Source organism: Pseudomonas sp. MF7453 (genome assembly GCF_016405455.1).
GTDB lineage: Bacteria > Pseudomonadota > Gammaproteobacteria > Pseudomonadales > Pseudomonadaceae > Aquipseudomonas > Aquipseudomonas paralactis.
The window spans coordinates 271,820-298,242 of the sequence record NZ_JAEKCN010000002.1; the positions used below are offsets into that span (position 1 = coordinate 271,820).

The 26,423-nt window shown below is 62.4% G+C and carries 3 protein-coding genes; all 3 read right to left on the bottom strand.

Features of this window, described 5'->3' with window-relative positions:
- Positions 1-10 precede the first annotated feature (10 nt).
- From JFT63_RS04735 to JFT63_RS30015, 3 genes are read right to left on the bottom strand one after another with little or no spacing between them, the layout of a single operon-like run.
- Positions 11-13,573 (bottom strand): non-ribosomal peptide synthase/polyketide synthase, encoded by a 13,563-nt coding sequence (locus JFT63_RS04735; RefSeq protein ID WP_332875217.1) that lies wholly within the window; start codon positions 13,571-13,573, stop codon positions 11-13.
- Positions 13,574-13,583: 10 nt separating this feature from the next.
- Positions 13,584-21,365, bottom strand: coding sequence for a non-ribosomal peptide synthetase (locus JFT63_RS04730; protein ID WP_198843574.1), 7,782 nt, complete (start codon positions 21,363-21,365; stop codon positions 13,584-13,586).
- A 3-nt stretch (positions 21,366-21,368) separates the two neighbouring features.
- Complete coding sequence (locus JFT63_RS30015) at positions 21,369-26,378, bottom strand: amino acid adenylation domain-containing protein (protein WP_442963705.1); 5,010 nt, start codon at positions 26,376-26,378, stop codon at positions 21,369-21,371.
- Between the last annotated feature and the right edge of the window lie 45 nt (positions 26,379-26,423).

Genomic DNA, 26,423 nt, shown 5'->3' on the forward strand with positions numbered 1-26,423 from the left:
CCGCAGCCGCTTACTCCATTGCCGAGACAAAACTGCTGATGAACTCGGCGTTGTCCACGATCCGGTGGTGTGTCGTGTCGATCACCACCGAGCGCTGGATGCCTGACTCGCCAATCACTTCGCGCATGCCGGTCTCAATCAGCGCCTGGTGAATACCGCCTTCGCTCAGGGCGGCCCACCAGCAATTGACCGGAGCCTTGATCGCACGGTAGTCGGCGTCTTGCAGGCGCTCGTCCAGCACCTGCTTGAGCGCCCAGGAACGCTCCGTCTCGCCGCCGCCTTGCAACTCATCCTTGAGTATGCGGAAGCTGTCGCCCAGGGTCAGTTCGGCCCACTCGGACACACGTTGCCACTGCTCGTCCTGCTCGCCGGCAGCCATCTGCCAGACGTTCTGGATCTGCTCGGCATACGCCGGGAACATCACAGCCAACAATTGCACGCGGCGCTCGGAGGCGGAAATCGCTCGCTCGGCCACCCCAGCGCCCTCCTGCCAGAATGCAGTAAAGCGTGCAGGCGGCGGCGCGTCGATCCAGCCCAGCAATTCCACGGTCCGGCCAGCTTGCTCCAGGCGGTACGCCACCTCCATCGCCAGGTTGCCGCCCAGTGACCAGCCGCCCAGACGGAAGGCGCCGTGGGGCTGGGCCAGCAACAGCTGTTGGGTGTAGTCCTCGACCATCTGCGCCCAGGTCGGCACCTCAACGCCCTCTTCCACCAGGGTCCGACAAATCACACCCAACACCGGACGCTGCTCACGCAATGCCAGGGCGATAGCCTTGTAACAATGCACCGAGCCAAAGCTTGGGTGAAACAGGTACAGCGGCGTGCCCTGGGTCTGGCTGTTGAGCCTGACGATCAACGAGCCACCGACATCCCCCTCGATACAGCGCGCCTGGCCTGCGATCGTCGGGTGCAGCATCAGCTGATTGACGGCGAGCATGGCACCGCAGGCCTTTTGGATGCGGTCCTTGAGCAACAACACCAGCAACGAGTGGCCGCCCAGTTCGAAGAAGTTGTCGTGCAACCCCACACGCTCCACCTCCAGCACCTGCGCCCACACCGCGGCAAGCTGATGCTCCAGTCCGGTCTGTGGCGCAACGTAATCGCGGCCGCTCACTTGCGGTTTGGGCAGGGCCTTGCGATCCAGCTTGCCGTTGGGGCTCAGGGGCATGTGTTCCAGCAATACCCACTGCGCCGGGACCATATAGTCCGGCACGTGACTGGCCAGATAGGCGCTCAACCGCTCGCGCCAATCGTCGCCGGCCTGTTGCAGCACCAGGTAACCCACCAGATGCTTGCCATCGACTGCCAGCACGGTGGCCTCACGCACAATCGGGAGTTCAAGCAGACGTGCTTCGATTTCTCCCAGCTCGATACGCAAACCGCGCAGCTTGACCTGATGATCGAGACGGCCCAGGTATTCAATAATGCCATTTGCACGCTGGCGCACGCGATCACCAGTGCGATACAGGCGCGCGCCGTTGTGGAACGGACAAGGAACGAAACGTTCGGCGGTCAGCGCCGGACGGCGGTGATAACTGCGTGCCAGGCCCGCGCCGCCGAGGTACAGCTCCCCGGCGGCGCCGGCCGGCACGGGTGCCAATTCAGCGTCCAACACATAAGTGCGCAGGTTGGCGATGGGCTCACCAATCGGCACCGTGTCGCGACCTTCGTCGCGGCAGGTCCAGTGGGTCACGTCGATGGCTGCTTCGGTCGGGCCATACAGGTTGTACAGGTCGGCCTGCGGCAATTTGGCGAAGACTTGCTGCTGGGCATCCACGGGCAGCGCCTCGCCGCTGCACACAATGCGCTGCAGGCTGTGACAGCTGGCAACCGCCGAATCCTGAAGGAACGCTTGCAACATCGAGGGCACGAAGTGCAACGTGGTGATGCGCTGCGCATTGATCAGCGTGACCAGCTTTTGCGGATCGCGGTGATCCCCCGGCGCGGCGACGACAAGCCGCGAGCCGGTCATCAGTGGCCAGAAGAACTCCCACACCGACACGTCGAAACTGAACGGCGTTTTTTGCAGCACGCTGTCGCGGGCATTCAGACCATAGGCTTCCTGCATCCAGCACAGCCGGTTGGTCAGTGACGAATGACGGTTTCCGGCGCCTTTGGGCTGACCGGTGGAACCGGAGGTGTAGATCACGTAGGCGAGGTTTTCGCCGTACAAAACGATGCCCGGGTTTTCCTCGCTATAGCGTTCGAACACAGATCCGCCCAGCACCAGGGTCTCCAAACCGGTTGGAATCGGTAACTGTTCAAGCAAATGCGCCTGGGTCAGCAACAGTTTCACACCGCTGTCTTCCAGCATATAAGCCAGCCGCTCGCGCGGGTATTCAGGGTCCAGCGGCACATAAGCACCGCCAGCCTTGAGTACTGCCAACAAGCCGATGACCATTTCGATGGAGCGCTCAACCGCCAGCCCCACCAGCACATCCGGGCCCACACCGGCTTCCATCAAGCGATGGGCGAGTCGGTTGGCGCGCTGGTTCAACTCGGCGTAGTCCAGGCACTGTTGACCAAACACCAGTGCAGGTGCATCCGGTGTGCGGACGACCTGTTCTTCGATCAACTGATGCACGCAACGTTGCAACGGGTATTCTCGCGCGGTGGAATTCCAATCGTGGACGGCTGCTTGCTGCTCCTGAGGGTCGAGCAACGGTAACTGGCCGATACGCTGCTGGGCATCACGGGCCATGCCATTGAGCAGGTTCAGCCAATGGGCCGCCATGCGCGCCAATGTGGCGAGCTCGAACAGGTCCGTGGCGTAAGTCAGCGAGGCGGCAAGCCCTTCGGCGGACTCGTGGGTGTTGAGGCTCAGATCAAACTGGGCGGTATGATTGTCCCACTCCAGGCCACTGACGTGCAGGCCGGGTAATTGCTCACCTTCGTCGCGGCCACTGGTTTGGGTCTGATGATTGAACAGCACCTGGAACAATGGGTTGAAACTCAGGTTGCGCTCAGGCTGCAAGGCTTCCACCAACTGCTCGAAGGGCAAGTCCTGATGGGCCTGGGCGTCCAGCGCACGCTGTTTGACCTGGGCGAGCAACTGAGCAACCGTCTGTTGGCCATCGATATCGGCCTTGAGCACCTGGGTGTTGACAAAAAAGCCGATCAGCCGTTCAGTTTCCACGCGGTTGCGGTTGGCCACGGGCACGCCCACGCGGATATCCGACTGACCGCTGTAACGATGCAACAGGGTCTGGAACGACGCCAGCAGTAACATGAACAAGGTCACGTCCTCGCGCTGGGCAAGCGCGCGCAGCGCCGTCACCAGCGCAGGCGGCACTTGGATGTCCAGGCTCGCGCCGCGATGGCTTTGCTGACTCGGGCGGGCGTGATCCAGCGGCAGCTCCAGTACCGGTTGTTCACCGCCCAGAAGGCCGCACCAGTACTCCAGCTGGCGGGCTTTCTCGCCCGCCTCCATCCACTGGCGCTGCCACACGGCATAGTCAGCATACTGGATCGGCAACGCCGGCAATTGCGGCGCCTGGCCCAGGCTGAAGGCGGCGTACAGCCGCACCAACTCATCGACCATGACCTGCATCGACCAGCCATCGGAAACGATGTGATGCAGCACCAGCACCAGCACATGATCGTCTTCGGCCACACGCAGAAGGCTCGCCCGCATCAGCGGCCCCTGAGTCAGGTCGAAAGGCTGCGCGATCTGCGACTCCACTTCGGTACGGATCGCTGATGCGCCGATGTCGACCCGGGCGACCTCGACGCTGGCCTGCACGGCGATCACCTGCACAACACGCTCACCGTCCTGCTGAAGGTAAGTTCGCAGGCTTTCGTGACGCGCTACCAGGGTGTCAAAACTGCGCTGCAGTGCCGGCAGGTCAAGGCGCCCTTTCAGGCGCAGAGCGCTCGGCACATGATAGGCCGCGCTGTGCGGGTCCAGTTGCCAGAGGAACCATTGGCGCTCCTGGGCATAGGACAGCGGCAAGGGCTGATCGCGCCCGACCGCAACCAACGCCGGTGCCAGTGGCCTGCCTCTGTCGGTCGAAAGCGCGGCGACAAACCCTTGCAGTCGCGGCTGTTCGAACAAATTTCGCAGCGCCACTTCCCGGCCCAACAGGTTGCGCAGGCGTGAGATGACCTGCATCGCCAGCAGCGAGTGGCCGCCCATCTCAAAGAAGTGATCGGTCAACCCGACCCGCTCGGCGCCAAGGATATCGGCCCATACCGCTGCAACCTGTTGCTCCAGTTTAGTCACTGGGGCAACCCAGGCCTGCTGCGATTGGCTGGCGTCGGGTTTTGGCAATGCGTGGCGATCCATCTTGCCGTTGGGGTTCAGCGGCATGCGGTCGAGGAAGATCAGGTGCGCCGGCACCATGTAATCCGGCAGTTGTTCACGCAGGACATTTTTGAGTGCTTCACCGTCTTGCTGCTCGGTGACCACATAAGCGACCAGTTGATTATCGGCGGCCAACACCAGCGTTTCACGTACGCCGTCCTGGGCCAGCAGCAATGCTTCGATTTCCCCCAATTCAATGCGAAAACCGCGGATTTTCACTTGATGATCCACGCGGCCGACGCACTCGATCACGCCGTCGGCGCGGTAACGCGCCAGATCGCCGGTGCGATACAGACGCCCGCTGGTTTCACCAAACGGGTCCGGCACAAAACGCTCGGCGGTGAGCAATGCGCGGTTCAGGTAAGCGCGCGCAAGACCGCAGTGGCTGCCAATATACAACTCGCCCACGGCGCCCAGCGGCGCCAGGTTCAAGTCGCGGTCCAGCACATACAGGGCACGGCCCGGCAGCGAGCGGCCAATCGGGCTGGCAGTGGCACCGATGGTTTCAGTTCCAGACGTGCAATCCAGCACGCTCGACACCACCGTGGCTTCGGTCGGGCCGTAAGTGTTGAGCAAACGCACACGACCGAGACCGACTTTCAACCATTGTGCCGGGCCATCTAGCGGCATGGCTTCGCCGCCAATATGAATTTGACGCAATGCACCATAAGAGCGAGGGCCTGCGGCCAGGCAGTCAAGCAAAAACAGATTCCAGTAGGCGGTTGGCAAGTCGGCCAGGGTGATGCCCTGGGCAATAATTTCGTCGTATAGCCGCGCGCTGTCCCACAGTTCGGGGCCACGTAGCACAACCCTGGCGCCATGGGTCAGCGCCGGGTACAGCTGCTCGACGAAACCATCGAAATTCAGCGTGGCGAATTGCAGTACGCAATCATCCGGAGTGAGTCGCGAGTAACCTGCCGCAATACTCGAGAATTCGGTGAGTGCTGCGTGGTTGATTGCCACGCCTTTGGGCTTGCCGGTGGAACCGGAGGTGTAGATCACATAGGCGAGGTTTTGCGGATCGACCGTTACCTGCGGATTGGTCTGCGCGTATGGGGCCAGATCCGCGTCACTCAGGTCCAGCGTCGCCATACTTTCGGGTAACGGCATGTCGATAAGTGACTGGGTCAGCACCAGCCGCACGCCGCTGTCTTCGAGCATATGCAACAGGCGATCGCGTGGGTATTGCGGGTCCAGCGGCACATAGGCGCCGCCTGCCTTGAGCACGGCCAGCAGGCTGACCACCATCTCAAGCGAGCGCTCCACCGCGACGCCCACCAGCACTTCCGGGCCGACACCCCGGGCGATCAGCGCATGGGCCAAACGGTTGGCCTGAAGATTCAACTCGCCATAACGCATGGACCGCGCACCCAGGCACAGCGCCACCGCATCCGGGCGCCGTTGAGCCTGATGCTCGAACAGGTGCTGCACGCCCTGTTGAATCGCACATGCAGGGGCGGCGCTGTTCCATTCCTGCAGTAAGTGCAACTGCTCCTGGTGATTGAGCAGCGCCAGTTCGCCGATAGGCTGCACGGCATCCCGCGCCACATCTTCCAGCAGGTTCTGCCAATGCTGCGCCAGACGCGCAATGGTGGCGGCCTCAAACAGATCGGTGGCATAGGTCAGCGACGCCCAAAGACCGTCACTCGACTCCTGGGTATCCAGGCTCAAGTCGAAATGCGCGGTATGGCTGTCCCACGCCAGCCCTTCCACCCGTAAGCCGGGCAGTTGTTCGCCACGCGGTACACGTGCCTCGGACTGGTGGTTGAACATCACCTGGAACAGCGGATTGTGGCTGAGGCTGCGTTCAGGCTGCAGCGCTTCCACCAGTTGCTCGAACGGCAAATCCTGATTGGCCTGGGCATCGAGGGCGCGACGCTTGACCTGCTGCAACAGCTGGGCAAAGGTCATCTGCCCGTCGATATCAACTTTGAGTACCTGGGTGTTGACGAAGAAACCGATCAGCCGCTCGATTTCTGCACGATTGCGGTTGGCAATCGGCACGCCGACGCGGATATCCGACTGGCCGCTGTAGCGATGCAGCAAGGTCTGGAACGACGCCAGCAACAGCATGAACAACGTCACGCCCTCGCGCTGTGCCAACGCTTTGAGGCCCGTAACAAGACCGCTATCCAAACCGACTTCCAGCAAAGCACCCCGGTAGCTCTGCACCGCCGGGCGCGGATGATCCAGCGGCAACTCCAGCACCGGCTGTTCGCCGCCCAACAGTTCACGCCAGTAGTCCAATTGGCGCTGCTGCTCACCGGCGTCCATCCAACCACGCTGCCACGCCGCGTAATCGGCGTATTGCAGCGCGATCGTCGGTAGTTGCGCCGGCCTGCTTTGGCTGAACCCCGCGTACAGTTGCACCAGCTCATCGACCATAACTTGCATCGACCAGCCATCGGACACGATATGATGCTGGACCAGTACCAGCACATGTTCCTGCTCACTCAGTTGCAGCAACGTCACCCGCAGCAACGGGCCCTGGCGCAAGTTGAAAGGCCGGGCGATTTCCGCTTCAACCCGCGCCTGTACCTGTTGTGCAGACGCATCTTCCAACCGGGCAAAATCCAGCTGCAATGTGGCGATTGGCAGGATGTGCTGCAGCGTGCGCTCACCGTCCGTGACAAACACAGTGCGCAACGCTTCATGGCGCGCGAGCAAAGCGTCAAAACTGCGCTGCAGGGCCGGGCGATCCAGCTGCCCGCTCAGGCGCAACGCATTGGGCACATGGTAGGCCGCGCTCTCGGGTTCCAATTGCCAGAGGAACCACTGACGTTCCTGGGCATAGGACAACACCAGCGGTCGGGCACGGGAGACTGCCACCATCGACGGTACCAGCATGGTGTTATCCAGCGCTTGCAATGCCGTTACAAAGCCTTCCAGCTGCGGCTGTTCGAATAGTGTGCGCAGGGCGACTTCCCGCGCTAGTAAATGACGCAGTCGGGAAATGACCTGCATGGCCAGCAGTGAATGCCCACCCAGTTCAAAGAAGTGATCGGTGAGGCCGATCCGCTGGACACCGAGGACGTCGGCCCAGATGGCCGCTACCTGCTGCTGCAAAGAGGTAACCGGCTCGACAAATACACCTTGGGACTGGGTCACGTCCGGCTGCGGCAAGCCTTTTCGGTCGAGCTTGCCGTTGGGGGTCAGCGGCATCTGGGCAAGAAGCATGAAATGCGCCGGCACCATGTAGTCCGGCAGGCAGGTTTTCAGGGCGCGGCGCAGGCTGTCGCGGAACTCGGCCTGATCGACCAGGTTGGCATCTGCCGGAACCACATAGGCCACCAGTTGTTTGCCAGTCGGGCCGTCCTGGGCGACTACGACGGTTTCACCGACGTTGTCCTGTTCACGCAAGCGCGCTTCGATTTCGCCCAATTCGATCCGGAAACCACGGATTTTCACCTGATGGTCTACACGACCGAGGTAGTCCACCACCCCATCCGGGCGGCCACGGGTCAAGTCGCCGCTGCGATACACGCGGCTACCCGGTTTGCCGAACGGGTCCGGTACGAAACGCTCGGCGGTCAGTGCCGGGCGCTCAAGATACCCACGGGCCACGCCTTCACCGCCCAGGTACAGCTCACCTGCTACGCCGATCGGTTGCAGGTTGAGTTGCGAGTCCAGCACGTAGCCACTGCGGTTGCCCAACAGCGTGCCAATCGGTGCGTAGACGGCGCCGCACGGGTTGTCCTTGCGCGCCTTCCACAGCAGTGGCGTGACCACAGTTTCGGTCGGGCCGTAGCCGTTGAACAGGTAGGTCGGCTTGAGTGCGCGCCAGGCCAGGTCATAGCTGGCCTGGGCGACGGCGTCACCGCCGAAGCAGTACACACGAACCTTCGGCGGGTTGCCGTCACGCTCGGCATGTTCGGCCAGCTGTTGCAGGTACACCGGCGGGAACACCGCCATGGTTACGTTGTGACGGTGCATCTGCTCGTAGGTGTATTCCGGCAGCCACAGGCTGTCGTCACGAATCAGCACGCTGGCGCCGTTGATCAACGGGTGCATCCAGCCTTCGTGGGAGCCGTCGAAAGCGAACGACATGAAATGCAGTTCGCAGTCGGCTGGCGAGGTTTCATAGCGCTCGCCGGTGGCGATGATATGGGCCACCAACGGGCCGTGGGATACCGCCACGCCTTTGGGCATGCCGGTGGAGCCGGAGGTGTAGATCACGTAGGCCAGGTTGTCGCCGTCCAGCTTCACCTGAGGGGCAGTGTCGCTGAATCCTGACCATTGCTCGGTGCGATCAATCGCCAGGCTATCGAGGCCGTCCGGGATCGGCAGTTGCTGCAAAGCGCTGGTGTGGGTCAGCAGCAACTGCGCGCGGCTGTCCTGCATCATGTACAGCAGGCGATCACGTGGGTATTCGATGTCCAGCGGCACGTAGACGCCACCGGCTTTCATCACCGCCAGGAACGCCACCATGCTCTCGGCACTGCGCGGCATGGCGATCGCAACGCGCACTTCCGGGCCGATGCCACGGGCGATTAGCGCATGGGCCAGACGGTTGGCCTGGCGGTCCAGCTCGCCATAGATCAGGGTTTGTGCGTCGAATTTCACCGCCACCGCGTGCGGATTTTCCCGGGCGCGGTCGGCCACCAACTCGTGAACAAAGCGCTCGGCCGAGAAGCCGGCATCGGTCTGGTTCCACAGCTGCAGGATATGTTGTTGCTCAACCTGGCCCAGCAGACTCAATTGGCTGATAGGTTGCCGTTGGTCGGTAACCATTGCCTGCAACAGGTTCTGCCAGTGGCCGGCCATGCGCTCGATGGTAGAAACCTCGAACAGATCGGTGGCATACCCCAGTGACGCCCAGAGCCCGTCCGCTCCCTCCTGAACATCCAGGTCCAGATCGAAATGTGCGGTACGCCGGTCCCACACCAGTCCTTCGATGCGCAAATGGGCCAGTGACTGTGGCCCTTCACCTGGACGCCCTTCGGCCTGGTGATTGAACATCACCTGGAACAATGGGTTGAGGCTCAGGCTACGCTCGGGCTGCAAGGCTTCTACCAGTTGTTCGAAGGGCAGCTCCTGGTACGATTGGGCATCCAGCGCACGCTGTTTAACCTGGGCCAGCAACTGGGCAACGGTAGTTTGCTCGTCGATCTCGGCCTTGAGCACCTGGGTGTTGATGAAAAAGCCGATCAGCCGTTCGGTCTCGACACGATTGCGGTTAGCGATCGGCACACCGACGCGAATATCCTGCTGGCCGCTGTAGCGGTGCAACAAAATCTGGAACGACGCCAACAGCAACATGAACAGGGTCACGCCCTGTGCCTGGGCCAAGGCCTTGAGTTCGGCAGCCAGGGCGGTTGGCAGCGGCACATCAAGCCGCGCACCGCGATGGCTCTGTTGCGCCGGACGCTGATGATCGAACGGAAGTTCCAACACCGGCTGCTCACCGCCGAGCAGGTCACGCCAGTAATCCAGCTGTCGGGCCTTTTCGCCGGCCTCCATCCAAGCACGCTGCCACACGGCATAGTCGGCATACTGGATCGGCATATCCGGCAGTTGCGGCGCCTGGCCTTGGCTGAACGCGGCATACAACTTCACCAGTTCTTCGACCATCACCTGCATCGACCAACCATCGGACACGATGTGATGCTGCACCAGCACCAGCACATGATCATCCTCGGCCAGGCGCAGCAAGGTCACGCGCAGCAACGGCCCTTGCTGCAAATCAAATGGACGGGCGATCTCGGCTTCGACCTGCTCCTGCAAATCAGCCTCTGCGACCTGGTCCAGCCTGATCGGCAAAGCAGCGTCAGGCCGAATCACCTGCAGCGCTCCGTTCGGTTGTTCCTGCACACAGGTGCGCAGGCTTTCGTGACGGGCCACCAAGGCATCGAAACTGCGTTGCAGTGCCGAAATATCCAAAGCGCCCTTGAGGCGCAAGGCACTGGGGATATGGTACGCGGCACTGGAAGGGTCCAGTTGCCAGAGAAACCACTGGCGCTCCTGCGCGTAAGAGAGGGGTAGCAGTTGTTCGCGACCGACCGCGAGCAACGGGGGGGCCTGCTCGCCCTCATGGGCCTCCAAGGCTTGCAGAGCGGTGGCGAAACCTTCCAGACGCGGTTGCTCAAAAACCAGTTTCAATGGAACTTCACGGCACAATACATGGCGCAGGCGCGAGACCACCTGCATTGCCAAAAGCGAGTGCCCGCCCATTTCAAAGAAGTGATCGGCCAGCCCTACCCGTTCAGCCCCAAGAATGTCTGCCCAGACGGCGGCGACCTGTTGCTCCAGCTCCGTGACCGGGGCAACCCACACCTGTTGTGAATGACTGGCATCCGGTTTCGGCAGTGCCTGCCGATCCAGCTTGCCATTCGGGTTCAGCGGCATGCGTTCAAGGAAAATCAGGTGCGCAGGCATCATGTAGTCCGGCAGCTGTTCACGCAGGATCGACTTAAGTGCATCGGGATCGTGCTGTTCGGCTACCAGATAAGCCACAAGCTGATTATCGACAGCCCGTACCAAGGTTTCACGCACGCCCGCCTGGGCCAGTAGCAGCGCTTCGATTTCCCCCAGTTCAATGCGAAAGCCGCGAATTTTCACCTGATGGTCAACCCGGCCGACGTACTCGATCACGCCGTCGGCGCGGTAGCGCGCAAGGTCTGCGGTGCGGTACAGGCGCTCGCCGGGTTCACCGAAAGGATCCGGTACAAAACGCTCGGCTGTCAGCACTGCGCGATTCAGATAGGCGCGCGCCAAGCCGCAGCTGCTGCCGATATACAGCTCGCCCACGGCGCCCAACGGCGCCAGGTTCAAGTCGCGGTCCAGCACATACAGGGCGCGGCCCGGCAGCGAGCGACCAATCGGGCTGGCAGTGGCGCCGATGGTTTCAGTACCGGAGGTGCAATCCAGCACGCTCGATACCACCGTGGCTTCGGTCGGACCGTAAGTGTTGAGCAAACGCACATGGCCAAGACCGGCTTTCAACCATTGCGCTGGGCCGTCTAGCGGCATGGCTTCGCCGCCAATATGAACTTGACGCAATGCACCGTAGGAGCGAGGGCCAGCGGCCAGGCAGTCAAGCAGAAACAGGTTCCAATAGGCGGTTGGCAAGTCGGCCAGGGTGATGCCCTGTGCAATAATTTCGTCGTATAGCCGCGCGCTGTCCCACAGTTCGGGGCCACGTAGTACAACTGTGGCGCCATGGGTCAGCGCCGGGTACAACTGCTCGACGAACCCATCGAAGTTCAGGGTAGCGAATTGAAGCACGCGGTCTTCGGCGGTCAACTGCGAGTAACCGGCGGCAATACTGGAGAATTCGGTCAGCGCCCCATGGTGGATAGCCACGCCCTTGGGCTTGCCAGTGGAACCCGAGGTGTAGATCACGTAGGCCAGGTTTTGCGCGGTAACGGCCACCTGCGGATCGTTTTCAGGGCACAGCGCCAGGCGTGCATCCGCCAGATCGACCGTCGCCATGCCTTCGGGCAATGGCATCGCCATATGGGCTTGGGTCAACACCAGGCGTACGCCGCTGTCTTCAAGCATATGCATCAGCCGCTCACGCGGGTATTGCGGGTCCAGCGGTACATAGGCGCCGCCGGCCTTGAGCACCGCCAACAGGCTGACCACCATATCGAACGAACGCTCGACTGCCACCCCCACCAGCACTTCCGGACCAATACCCTGGTCGATCAGGTGATGGGCCAAACGGTTGGCCTGACGGTTCAGCTCGGCATAGCTGATGGACTGATTGCCCAAGCACAGGGCAATCGTATCAGGCCGTTGCCGGACCTGGGCCTGGAACAAGCCGTGCACGCCCACGACGTCTTCAAACGCCGCAGCGCTGCGGTTCCAGTCTTGCAATAGCCTGCGTTGTTCGTCATCAATCAGCATCCCGAGCTGTGCAATACGATTGCCAACGCGCCCCACCACCGCCCGCAACAACATTTGCCAGTGCTCGGCCATACGCCGCACCGTCGCAGCCTCGAACAGGTCGGTCGCATAGCTCAGCGAGGCCCAGATCCCTTCCGGAGATTCCTGGGTATCCAGGCTCAGGTCGAACTGCGCACTCTGGCTGCCCAACTCCAGAGCCTCCACGCCCAGGCCTGGCAACTGCTGCTCGCCACGTGGCCCGCGGCCTTCGGTCTGGTGGTTGAACATCACCTGGAACAACGGGTTATGGCTCAGGCTACGCTCGGGCTGCAAGGCCTCCACCAACTGTTCGAACGGCAGGTCCTGATGACTTTGGGCCTCCAATGCACGTTGCTTGACCTGGGCCAGCAATTGACTGAAGGTCATCTGCCCGTCGATGTCTGCCTTGAGCACCTGGGTATTGACGAAAAAGCCGATCAGCCGCTCGGTTTCCGTACGATTGCGGTTGGCAATCGGCACACCAACACGGATATCCGACTGCCCGCTGTAGCGATACAACAAGGTCTGGAAGGACGCCAGCAACAACATGAACAGCGTCACGCCTTCGCGCTGGGCCAACGTCTTGAGTCCGGCGACCAATGCCGCGTCCAGGCCCATATCGAGCCGGTCACCGCGATAGCTCTGCACGGCCGGGCGCGGGTGATCCAGCGGGAGTTCCAGCACCGGTTGCTCACCGCCCAACTGCTCGCACCAATAGCCCAGCTGACGCTCTTTTTCGCCGGCCTCCATCCAGCTGCGCTGCCACAAGGCATAGTCCGGGTATTGGATCGACAAATCCGGCAGGCGAAAATCATGGCCTTGGCTGTACGCGACGTACGATTGCACCAACTCGTCGACCATCACCTGCATCGACCAGCCATCGGAGACGATGTGGTGCAACACCAACACCAGCACGTGCTCATCGGCTGCCAATTGCAACAACTTGACCCGCAACAGCGGGCCTTGTAGCAGATCAAAGGGCTTGGCGATCTCTGCTTGCACCAGCCGTTCAAGCTGTGCGGCATCAGCGCTTTCAAAGGCGATTTCAAGCGACAACTCGGGCCTGACCACCTGCAGCACTTGGTCGACATCCTGCTGCAAGTAAGTACGCAGGCTATCGTGACGGGCGATAAGGCTATCGAAGCTGCGCTGCAAGGCCGCCCGGTCAAGGCGACCTTTCAAGCGCAAGGCGCGCGGCAGGTGGTAAGCCGGACTCTGCGGCTCCAACTGCCACAAGAACCACTGCCGCTCCTGAGCATAAGAGAGCCGAAGAGGCTCACCTTCCTGGCGTTTGAAAACCGGGGCGATCTCAAACAGGTTGATGCCTTGCTGTTTGAGCATAACCGCCAACGCTTTCTTTTGTTGCGCCGAAAGTGAACCTACCGACTCGATTAATGCTTGCACGCCACGCCCCTCAGGAAATCAATTTATCCAAATCTTCTGCTGATAGACGTTTGAGGGCCTCCAAGGATTTAGCCAATGCGTCCTGCACCGGCGAATTATTTGTCTGCTGGGCCGCCACATGGGCGCTGAAATCAGCCAGGGTCGGGGTGGTAAAGATCGATTTGATGTCGAATTCAGCGTGCAACTGCTCGCGCAGGCGCACCACCACCTGGGTGGCCAGCAGGGAATGCCCGCCCAGTTCAAAGAAGTTGTCGTGCATGCCCACCCGTTCAACGTCCAGCACCTCGGCCCAGATCGCAGCGATCTGCTGTTCAAGCTCGCTTTGCGGGGCGACGTATTCCCGGGCTTGCAGGTTGGCGTCGACCTTCGGCAGGGCTTTGCGGTCCAGTTTGCCGTTGGGGCTCAGCGGCATTTGGTCCAGCAGCATCCACTGCGCCGGGACCATGTACTCCGGCAGATGCTGGGTCAGGTGGGCACTCAACACATCGCGCCAATCATCACCGGCGTTGTGCAGCACCAGGTAACCCACCAGGTATTTGCCCTCGACCGCCAGCACGGCGGCCTCGCGGACCCATTGGTGCTCCAGCAGGCGCGCTTCGATTTCACCCAGCTCGATACGCAGGCCGCGCAGCTTGACCTGGTGGTCGATGCGCCCGGCGTATTCAATCACGCCGTTTTCGCGGTAGCGCGCCAGGTCACCGGTGCGGTAAAGGCGCTCGCCTTTGACAAACGGGTGCGCGATAAAACGCTCGGCCGTCAGGGAGGGACGGCGGTGATAACCACGGGCCAGGCCAACGCCGCCCAGGTACAGCTCGCCCAGCACACCGACCGGCACCGGTTCGAAGTTGCCGTCGAGGATGTAGCACCCAAGGTTGGCAATCGGGCGACCGATCGGCACGGCATCGCGGCCTTCGTCGATGCAGGTCCAGTGGGTCACGTCGATGGCGGCTTCGGTCGGGCCATAGAGGTTGTAGAGCCCGGCCCGCGGCAGCTTGGCGAAGACCTGCTGCTGAGCGTCCACCGGTAGGGCTTCACCACTGCAAACAATGTGTTGCAGGCTTTGGCAGCTCGATGCCGCCGGGTCCTGCAGGAACGCCTGCAACATCGAGGGCACAAAGTGCAGCGTGGTGACCTGCTGCTGATTGATCAGGTTGATCAATTTGGCCGGATCACGGTGATCACCCGGTGCGGCGACCACCAGGCGCGAACCAGTCATCAGCGGCCAGAAGAACTCCCACACCGACACGTCGAAGCTGAACGGCGTTTTCTGCAGCACGGTGTCGCTGGGGTCCAGGCCATAGGCTTCCTGCATCCATTGCAGGCGGTTCAGCAACGCCGAATGACGGTTGCCTGCGCCTTTGGGTTGGCCCGTGGAACCAGAGGTGTAGATCACGTAGGCAAGGTTTTCGCCGTCCAGCGCGATGCCAGGGTTGGTATCGCTGTAGGCTTCAAAGGCCGACTCGCCCAGCACCAGGCAGTCCAGGCCATCCGGGATCGGCAACTGTTCAAGCAAATGCGCCTGGGTCAGCAGCAGTTTCACGCCACTGTCGTCGAGCATGTAGGCCAGGCGCTCACGCGGGTATTCCGGGTCCAGCGGCACGTAGGCACCACCGGCCTTGAGCACCGCCAGCAGACCCACGACCATCTCGACAGAGCGCTCCACCGCCAGCCCCACCAACACATCCGGGCCCACGCCGGCCTCGATCAGGCGATGGGCCAGGCGGTTGGCACGACGGTTCAGCTCGGCATAGCTCAAGCGCTGCTCGGCAAATACCAGCGCCGCAGCGTCTGGCGTGCGCGCCACCTGTTCTTCAATCAGGTGATGCACGCAGTGTTGCAACGGGTAGTCCCGCGCTGTGGCGTTCCAATCGTGGATCACCTGTTGACGCTCAGCCGCATCGAGCATCGCCAGGTCGCCCAAACGCTGCTGGCCACCCTCAAGCATGGCGTGCAGCAGGTTGGCCAGATGGCGACCATAGGTGTGCACTGTGCCTGCACCGAAGTGTGCACGCGCAAAGCTGAACTGCACCGACAGCGTGTCACCGACGTCCACCAGCACGGTCAACGGGAAGCTGGTTTGCTCACGGGAGTCCGGCAGACCAAAACGGATACCGCTGCCACCACTCTGCTCCAGGGCCTTGGACACCGGGTAGTTCTCGAACACCAGGATGTTGTCGAACAAGGCTTCACCGCCCTGTCCGGCCCAGCGCTGGATATCGTACAGCCCGGTGTGTTCATGCTCGCGCAAGGCCAGGTTCTGCGCCTGCACCGCCTGCAACCAGTCGGCTACGCTTTGCTGGCCATCCACTGCGCAGATCACCGGCAGGGTATTGATAAACAGGCCGATCTGCTGCTCTACACCCACAAGATCCGCAGGGCGTCCAGCCACGGTGGCACCAAAAGACACCACCGGTTGCCCGCTATGGCGCTGCAACAGCACCAGCCACGCCGCCTGGATCAGGGTATTGAGCGTGACCTTGTTGCTGCGTGCGAAGGCCTCGAGGCGTTCGGTCAGCAGGCGATCCAGGCTCAATTGATGTTCGCCATGCCCGTCTGCCGTCATCGGCTGGCTGCTGCCCAGGCGAGTCGGTGACTGCAGTGCGCTCAACTGCTCGCGCCAAAAGGTTTCGGTCGCACCCGCATCACGCTGCTGCAACCAACCGATGTAGTCGCGATAACGCCCGGCCGCCTCCGGCACGGCCACGCCGGCGTAGCGCTGCAGCACTTCACCGAACAGCCGCGAATTGCTCCAGCCGTCCATCAGGATATGGTGGTGGGTGTAGATCAATTCATGGCGTTGCTCGTCGGTGCGCACCAGCACCATACGCACCAGGGGTGCCTTGGCCAGGTCAAAGCCCTGGCGACGCTGGGCTTCCTGCAGGTTTTGCAACGCCAGCTCACGCCCCGGCATCGCACGCCAATCGAGGTGTTCGATCGGCAACCGGGCCTCGCGATACACCACCTGGCAAGGCCATTCCAGCTGGCCTTCCCAGAAGAACCCACTGCGCAACACGTCATGGGCGCGCACGGTGGCATCCCAGGCCTGCTGGAATCGCGCCACATCCAGACCCTCGGCGGTCACGCGGATCTGGTTGATGTAGTCACCGGCCGACTGTTCGTACAGGGTGTGGAACAGCATGCCCTGCTGCATAGGCGACAAGGTGTAGATGTCTTCAATGGCATCGGCAGCCAGCGGCAAGGACTCCAGTTGCTGTTGATTCAAGCCTGACAACGGGAAATCGGAAGCCGTCACGCCACGGTTGCCGGGGGTGCAGCAATGCTCGACCAACGCCGTGAGTTCGCGGGTAAACGCCTGGCTCAACGCGTCGATCTGCGACGCCTCGAACATCAACGGGCTGAAGGTCCAGCCCATATGCAGTTCACCGCCGAACACCTGGCCGTTGAGCGTCAACCAGTTGCTCAGCGGCGCCTCCGGGCTTTGCTCGGCACCCGCGTTTTCTGGCGCCGGCACGAACAAACCTTGCGGCTGATCAAAGCTACCGTCGAGCTGGCCCAGGTAGTTGAAGGTAATACGCGGTACCGGCAACTCACTGAACGCCTTTCGCGTGGCGTCGTCGCCAAGGTAGCGCAGTGCGCCAAAACCCAGGCCTTTGTCAGGCACGGAGCGCAGTTGTTCCTTGATCTGCTTGATCGAGCTGCCAAGGGATTCGGCTGGGGTCAGGCGCACCGGGAACAGGCTGGTGAACCAGCCAAGGGTGCGGGTCAGGTCGATGTCGTCGAACACGTCTTCGCGGCCATGGCCTTCCAGTTGGATCAGGCTCGAAGCCTGTCCGGTCCACTGGCAGATGACACGCGCCAGGGCGGTCAGCAACAGGTCGTTGATCTGGGTACGATAGGCAGTGGGCGCCTGTTGCAGCAATTGCCGGGTGTGTTCGGCGTCCAGTTGGCTGACCACGGTCTGCGCCATGCGAGCGGGACGTGCGCCGTGTGGATCCCGGCACGGCAGGTCGATCGGCACCCCCTGGAGTTGTTGCAACCAGAAGTGTTTTTCCGGCTCCACGACTTCGCTGCGGGCATGGGCCCGCAGGCGCTCGGCCCAGGCCTTGAACGAGGTGGTCTTGGCCGGCAACTGTTGCTGGCGATACAAGCTTTGCAGGTCTTCGAGGAACACCCGCCAGGACACGCCGTCTACCACCAGGTGGTGCATGACCAGCAACAGGCGCTGGGAACCGTCGGCCATCTCAGCAAGCACCGCACGCAGCAGTGGGCCTTGCTGCAGGTCGAGACTGCGTTGGGCGCGTTCGCACAGGATGTGCAGTTCGGCGGCGTCGTGCACGTGCGCCTGCCATAGCACGGTGGCAGCTTGCGCATCATGCCGTGCGGTCCAGGTCCCGGCCTGCCGGCTGAAGCTCAGGCGCAGCACATCGTGGTGTTGGGTGAGTGCTTGCAGCGCCGCTTCCAACGGCTCGGCCTCAAGGCGCTGGCGTGGCGTCAGCAGCAATGACTGGTTCCAGTGGTGACGGTCCGGCAGGTCCATCTCGAAGAACAATTGCTGGAACGGCAGCAACGGCGTCTCGCCTTGCACCGGGCCCTGGTCGATCACTTGAGCTGTCTGCAACTGCGCCACGCGGGCCAGGCTGCGCACCGTTTGGTGCTGGAACAATGCCTTGGCAGTGAAATGGATACCGGCGGCACGGGCGCGGCTGACCACTTGAATGGAGATGATCGAATCACCGCCACGCTCGAAGAAGTTGTCGTTCAAACCCACTTGCTCGACGCCCAGCACCTCGGCCCAAATTGCGGCGATCTGCTGCTCCAGCCCACTCTGCGGCGCTTCGTAGTGGTGGGTGGCCTCGGGCTTGGGCAGGGCCTTGCGGTCCAGTTTGCCGTTGGGGCTCAGGGGCATGTGTTCCAGCAGCATCCACTGGGCCGGGACCATGTACTCCGGCAGGTGTTGGCCCAGGTGAGCGCTCAACACATCGCGCCAGTCATCGCCAGCGTTGTGCAGCACCAGGTAACCCACCAGGTATTTGCCCTCGACCGCCAGCACGGCGGCCTCGCGGACCCATTGGTGCTCCAGCAGGCGCGCTTCGATTTCACCCAGCTCGATACGCAGGCCGCGCAGCTTGACCTGATGGTCGATGCGCCCGGCGTATTCAATCACGCCGTTTTCGCGGTAGCGCGCCAGGTCACCGGTGCGGTACAGGCGCTCGCCGTTGACAAACGGGTGCGCGATAAAACGCTCGGCCGTCAGGGAGGGACGGCGGTGATAACCACGGGCCAGGCCCACGCCGCCCAGGTACAGCTCGCCCAGCACACCGACCGGCACCGGTTCGAAGTTGCCGTCGAGGATGTAGCACCCAAGGTTGGCAATCGGGCGACCGATCGGCACGGCATCGCGGCCTTCGTCGATGCAGGTCCAGTGGGTCACGTCGATGGCGGCTTCGGTCGGGCCGTACAGGTTGTAGAGCCCGACTTGGGGCAGCTTCGCGAAGACCTGCTGCTGGGCGTCCACCGGCAGGGCCTCGCCACTGCAGACAATGCGTTGCAGGCTTTGGCAGCTCGATGCCGCCGGGTCCTGCAGGAACGCCTGCAACATCGAGGGCACAAAGTGCAGCGTGGTGACCTGCTGCTGATTGATCAGGTTGATCAATTTGGCCGGATCACGGTGATCACCCGGTGCGGCGACCACCAGGCGCGAACCAGTCATCAGCGGCCAGAAGAACTCCCACACCGACACGTCGAAGCTGAACGGCGTTTTCTGCAGCACGGTGTCGCTGGGGTCCAGGCCATAGGTTTCCTGCATCCATTGCAGGCGGTTCAGCAACGCCGAATGACGGTTGCCTGCGCCTTTGGGTTGGCCGGTGGAACCAGAGGTGTAGATCACGTAGGCAAGGTTTTCGCCGTCCAGCGCGATGCCAGGGTTGGTATCGCTGTAGGCTTCAAAGGCCGACTCGCCCAGCACCAGAGTTTTCAGACCTTGGGGAATCGGCAGCTGTTCACGCAGATGCGCCTGGGTCAGCAGCAGTTTCACGCCACTGTCGTCGAGCATGTAGGCCAGGCGCTCACGCGGGTATTCCGGGTCCAACGGCACATAAGCACCACCCGCCTTCAACACCGCCAGCAGGCACACGACCATTTCGACGGAGCGCTCTGCCGCCAGGCCCACCAGCACGTCCGGCCCCACGCCGGCCTCGATCAGGCGATGAGCCAAGCGGTTGGCGCGACGGTTCAGTTCGGCATAGCTCAGGGACAGTTCGTTGAAGCGCAAGGCCTGCGCATCCGGCTGTGCCTGCGCCTGAGCCTCGAACAGCTGGTGCACCCACTGCCCTTGCGGATAGCCGCGCTCGGTGGCGTTCCACTCAGAGAGAATCTGCTCGCGCTCATGGGCGTTGAGTGTCGCCAGCTCCTGCAAAGGCAACGCAGTATTCGCCACGGCGGCACGCAACAGGCTCAACCAGTGCTCGGCCATGCGCGCCACCGTGGCGGCATTGAACAGGTCGGTGGCATAGGTCAGGGAGGCCCAGATCGCGTCGCCGCTCTCTTGGGTATCCAGGCTCAGGTCGAACTGGGCGCTGTGGCTGTCCCATTCGAGGTTGGCCACGCGCAAGCCCGGCAGCGGATGTGCCGCTACTTGAGTGCTGGCCTGGTGATTGAACATCACCTGGAACAGTGGGTTGTGGCTCAGGCTACGTTCCGGTTGCAGCGCTTCCACCAGTTGCTCAAAGGGCAAGTCCTGATGGGCCTGGGCCTCCAGCGCACGGCGCTTGGTGTGTTGCAGCAACTGGGCGAAACTCATCTGGCCGTCGAGGTCGGCCTTGAGCACTTGGGTATTGACGAAGAAACCAATCAGCGACTCGGTCTCGACGCGGTTGCGGTTGGCAATCGGCACGCCGACGCGAATATCCGGCTGGCCGCTGTAGCGATAAAGAAAAGCCTGGAACGAGGCCAGCAGCAGCATGAACATCGTCACGCCTTCACGCTGGGCCAGGGCTTTCAACCCCGCAACCAATGCCGGCTCCAGCGCGATGTCCTGGCGCGCGCCGCGGAAGCTCTGTTGGGCCGGGCGCGGCTGGTCGAAGGGCAACTCCAGCACCGGCTGCGCGCCGCTGAGCAGTTCGCGCCAGTACGCCAATTGACGGGCCTTCTCCCCCGCTTCCATCCAGCTACGTTGCCACAGCGCATAGTCGGCGTACTGGATCGGCAGCGGCGCCAAGGCACAGTCCTGGCCCTGGCTGTAGGCGGCGTAGAGTTGCATCAGCTCCTGCACCATCACACCCATCGACCAACCATCGGAAACGATATGGTGCTGCACCAGCACCAGCACGTGTTCTTCTGCATTCACTGCGAGCAAGCTGACCCGCAACAACGGACCTTGCTGCAAGTCGAAGGGACGGGCGATTTCCGCTTCGACGCGGGCCTTGAGGTGTGCCTCATCGACGGCGCTTTCGGCGATCTCGATCACGCTGTGGGCCAGCACCTCTTGGGCACGCTCATCGGCGTCCAGATGCAGGCGCGTGCGCAGGCTTTCATGGCGTGCCACCAGGGTGTCGAAACTGCGTTGCAGGGCGGCCTTATCCAACTGGCCGCTCAGGCGCAGGGCGCCGGGGACGTGATAGGCATCGCTGTCCGGGTCCAACTGCCAGAGAAACCACTGGCGCTCCTGGGCGTAGGACAGCGGCAGCTTCTGGCCGTCCTCGCGGATCGAGGCAATCGGTAGCTGGGCGAAGCTCATGCCCCGGCTTTGCAGGCGCTGGTAAAACTGCTGGCGCTGTTCCAAAGGCAGGCGAAGAAAGCGCGAAACCAGATCGATATTAGGGTTGGAAAGCATGGTTCAAATCGCCTCTAGTTCGCTCAGAAAGTCACGAAGATCATCAAAATCTTCCGCGCTGCCGGCGCGGAAGGTGGCGGCGACCTGGACATAGGCGCGCAGCGTTTCGGCCTGGAACACTTCCACCAATGGTACTTCCAGCCCCAGTTCGGCCTGGACCCGCGAGGTGATCTGGATCGCCAACAGCGAATGACCGCCCACTTCAAAGAAGTTGTCGTTGAGGCCCACTTGCGGCAAGCGCAGCACGTCAGCCCAGATCGCGGCGACCTGCTGTTCAAGCTCGGTTTCGGGGGCCACATAGGCCTGTTGCAACAGGCTGGCGTCCGGCTCGGGCAAGCCCTTGCGGTCGAGTTTGCCGTTGGGAGTCAGCGGCATCTGCGCCAGGAACACGAAGTGCACTGGCACCATATAGTCCGGCAGGCGTGTTTTCAGAGCGCGGCGCAGGGCGTCGCGCCATACGGCTTCATCACCCACCGACTCTGCCGGTACAACATAAGCCACCAATTGCTTACCGGTCGGGCCGTCCTGGGCGACCACCACGGTTTCACCGACATTGTCCTGTTCACGCAGACGCGCCTCGATTTCCCCCAGTTCGATACGGAAACCGCGGATCTTCACCTGATGGTCCACACGCCCCAGGTAATCCACCACACCGTCCGGACGCCCACGGGTCAGGTCGCCGCTGCGATACACACGGCTGCCGCGCTTGCCGAACGGGTCCGGCACGAAGCGCTCGGCGGTTAACGCCGGACGCTCCAGATAACCCCGGGCCACGCCCTCGCCGCCCAGGTACAACTCGCCGGCTACGCCGATGGGTTGCAGGTTCAGTTGCGCGTCCAATACATAACCGCTGCGGTTGCCCAGCAAGGTGCCGATGGGCGCGTAAACGGCTCCGCAGGGGTCGCCTTTACGTGCCTTCCATAGCAACGGCGTAACCACGGTTTCCGTCGGGCCGTAGCCGTTGAACAGGTATTTGGGTTTCAGCGCGCGCCACGCCAGGTCATAGCTGGCTTGAGCAACGGCATCACCGCCAAAGCAGTACACCCGCACCGCTGGCGGGTTGCCATCGCGCTCGGCATGTTCGGCCAACTGTTGCAGGTACACCGGCGGGAACACCGCCATGGTTACGTTGTGACGGTGCATCTGCTCGTAGGTGTATTCCGGCAGCCACAGGCTGTCGTCACGAATCAGCACGCTGGCGCCGTTGATCAACGGGTGCATCCAGCCTTCGTGGGAGCCGTCGAAAGCGAACGACATGAAATGCAGTTCGCAGTCGGCTGGCGAGGTTTCATAGCGCTCGCCGGTGGCGATGATATGGGCCACCAACGGGCCGTGGGATACCGCCACGCCTTTGGGCATGCCGGTGGAGCCGGAGGTGTAGATCACGTAGGCCAGGTTGTCGCCGTCCAGCTTCACCTGAGGGGCAGTGTCGCTGAATCCTGACCATTGCTCGGTGCGATCAATCGCCAGGCTATCAAGGCCGTCCGGGATCGGCAGTTGCTGCAAAGCGCTGGTGTGGGTCAGCAGCAACTGCGCGCGGCTGTCCTGCATCATGTACAGCAGGCGATCACGTGGGTATTCGATGTCCAGCGGCACGTAGACGCCACCGGCTTTCATCACCGCCAGGAACGCCACCATGCTCTCGGCACTGCGCGGCATGGCGATCGCAACGCGCACTTCCGGGCCGATGCCACGGGCGTTTAGCGCATGGGCCAGACGGTTGGCCTGGCGGTCCAGCTCGCCATAGGTCAGGGTTTGTGCGTCGAATTTCACCGCCACCGCGTGCGGATTTTCCCGGGCGCGGTCGGCCACCAACTCGTGAACAAAGCGCTCGGCCGAGAAGCCGGCATCGGTCTGGTTCCACAGCTGGATAATATGTTGCTGCTCTTCGCCGTCCAACAACTGTAACTGCCCAATGCTCTGCTGCTGATCGGCAACCATCGCCTGCAACAGGTTCCGCCAATGGCGCGCCATACGCTTGATGGTCGCGGCCTCGAACAGGTCAGTGGCATAACTCAACGAGGCACTTAAGCGTCCCTGGGATTCTTCGATGTCCAAGGTCAGGTCGAATTGCGCGACCGCCTCGTCCCAGCTCACAGGACTGACTTCAAGCTGGCCCAGGCGTTGCAAATGCTGGCCGGCCAGGCTGATATGGTGGTTGAACGCTACCTGGAACAGCGGGCTCAGGCTGAGACTGCGCTCGGGCTGCAGCACCTCGACCAGTTGTTCGAAGGGCAAGTCCTGATGGGCCTGGGCTTCGAGCGCGCGCCGCTTGACCTGGGCCAGCAACTGGCTGACGGTGGTGTGCCCATCAATTTCGGCCTTGAGCACCTGGGTGTTGACGAAAAAGCCGATCAGCCGCTCGGTCTCGACCCGGTTGCGGTTGGCAATCGGCACGCCGACGCGAATATCCGGCTGGCCGCTGTAGCGATGCAGCAACATCTGATAGGACGCCAACAACAGCATGAACAGCGTCACACCCTCGCGCTGGGCCAGAGCCTTGAGGCTGTCGAGCAACAGTATTGGCAACGGGATGTTCAAGCGTGCACCGCGATGGGTTGGCACTGCCGGGCGCTGATGATCGAATGGCAGTTCCAGCACCGGTTGCTCGCCACCCAACACTTCACGCCAGTAATCGAGTTGGCGAGTTTTCTCGCCTGCTTCCATCCAACTGCGCTGCCACAGTGCGTAATCGACGTACTGGATCGGCAGCGCCGGCAGTTGCAGCCCTTCGCCCCGGCTGTAGGCGGCATACAGCTGGACCAGCTCATCGACCATCACCTGCATCGACCAACCATCGGAAATAATGTGGTGCTGCACCAGCACCAGCACATGTTCGTCTTGCGCCAGGCGCAACAGGCTGACACGCATAAGCGGGCCCTGACGCAGGTCGAATGGCTGGGTGATGCTCGCTTCTATCTGGGCTTTCAGACTCGCTTCATCGGCGTTCGCCAAGGCGAGCTCGATCCTTGCTGGCGGGCTGATCACTTGCACGGTGCGGCCGGCATCTTGCTGCAAGTGTGTACGCAAGCTTTCGTGGCGCGCGACCAATGTATCGAAGGCGCGCTGCAGGGCGTCGCGGTCGAGTTGCCCTTTGAGGCGCAACGCGCGGGGTACATGGTAGGCCGCGCTGCGGGGGTCCAGTTGCCACAGGAACCATTGGCGCTCCTGCGCATAGGACAGCCCCAGCGGCTGCTCACGTTCGACGCGCTCCATACGGCTGCTTTCAACGTGTGCCTGGGTCAGGCTATGGACAAAAAGGCCCAGCACCGGCTGATCGAACAGGGCTTTCAAGCCCACATCGAGGCCCAGGCCATGGCGGATGCGCGAGACGGCCTGGGTGGCCATCAGCGAATGCCCGCCGCGTTCGAAGAAGTGGTCATTGAGGCCTACACGTTCGACACCGAGCACTTCGGCCCAGATCGCAGCGATCTGTTGCTCCCGTTCAGTCAGTGGCGCGATGTACTCACCACCCGCTGCCTCGGGCTTGGGCAGGGCCTTGCGGTCCAGTTTGCCGTTGGGGCTCAGGGGCATGTGTTCCAGCAGCATCCACTGGGCCGGGACCATGTACTCCGGCAGGTGTTGGCCCAGGTGAGCGCTCAACACATCGCGCCAGTCATCGCCAGCGTTGTGCAGCACCAGGTAACCCACCAGGTATTTGCCCTCGACCGCCAGCACGGCGGCCTCGCGGACCCATTGGTGCTCCAGCAGGCGCGCTTCGATTTCACCCAGCTCGATACGCAGGCCGCGCAGCTTGACCTGGTGGTCGATGCGCCCGGCGTATTCAATCACGCCGTTTTCGCGGTAGCGCGCCAGGTCGCCGGTACGGTACAGGCGCTCGCCTTTGACAAACGGGTGCGCGATAAAACGCTCGGCCGTCAGGGAGGGACGGCGGTGATAACCACGGGCCAGGCCCACGCCGCCCAGGTACAGCTCGCCCAGCACACCGACCGGCACCGGTTCGAAGTTGCCGTCGAGGATGTAGCACCCAAGGTTGGCAATCGGGCGGCCGATCGGCACGGCATCGCGGCCTTCGTCGATGCAGGTCCAGTGGGTCACGTCGATGGCGGCTTCGGTCGGGCCATAGAGGTTGTAGAGCCCGGCCCGCGGCAGCTTGGCGAAGACCTGCTGCTGAGCGTCCACCGGTAGGGCTTCACCACTGCAAACAATGTGTTGCAGGCTTTGGCAGCTCGATGCCGCCGGGTCCTGCAGGAACGCCTGCAACATCGAGGGCACAAAGTGCAGCGTGGTGACCTGCTGCTGATTGATCAGGTTGATCAATTTGGCCGGATCACGGTGATCACCCGGTGCGGCGACCACCAGGCGCGAACCAGTCATCAGCGGCCAGAAGAACTCCCACACCGACACGTCGAAGCTGAACGGCGTTTTCTGCAGCACGGTGTCGCTGGGGTCCAGGCCATAGGTTTCCTGCATCCATTGCAGGCGGTTCAGCAACGCCGAATGACGGTTGCCCGCGCCTTTGGGTTGGCCGGTGGAACCAGAGGTGTAGATCACGTAGGCAAGGTTTTCGCCGTCCAGCGCGATGCCAGGGTTGGTATCGCTGTAGGCTTCAAAGGCCGACTCGCCCAGCTCCAGGCAGTCCAGGCCATCCGGGATCGGCAACTGTTCAAGCAAATGCGCCTGGGTCAGCAGCAGTTTCACGCCACTGTCGTCGAGCATGTAGGCCAGGCGCTCACGCGGGTATTCCGGGTCCAGCGGCACGTAGGCACCCCCGGCCTTGAGCACCGCCAGCAGACCCACGACCATCTCGACAGAACGCTCCACCGCCAGCCCCACCAGCACGTCCGGCCCCACGCCGGCTTCGATCAGGCGATGAGCCAGGCGGTTGGCGCGACGGTTCAGTTCGGCATAGCTCAGGGACAGTTCGTTGAAGCGCAACGCCTGCGCATCCGGCTGTGCCTTCACCTGAGCCTCGAACAGCTGGTGCACCCACTGCCCTTGCGGATAGCCGCGCTCGGTGGCGTTCCACCCCTCCACCACCTGCCGGCGCACTGCGTCCGTCAGCGACGGCAACTCGCCGACACGACGCGGCGTGAC

Bases quoted from the DNA above. Each gene is read 5' to 3' on its own strand.
- JFT63_RS04730 (WP_198843574.1), bottom strand. From the start codon at position 21,365: ATGCTTTCCAACCCTAATATCGATCTGGTTTCGCGCTTTCTTCGCCTG.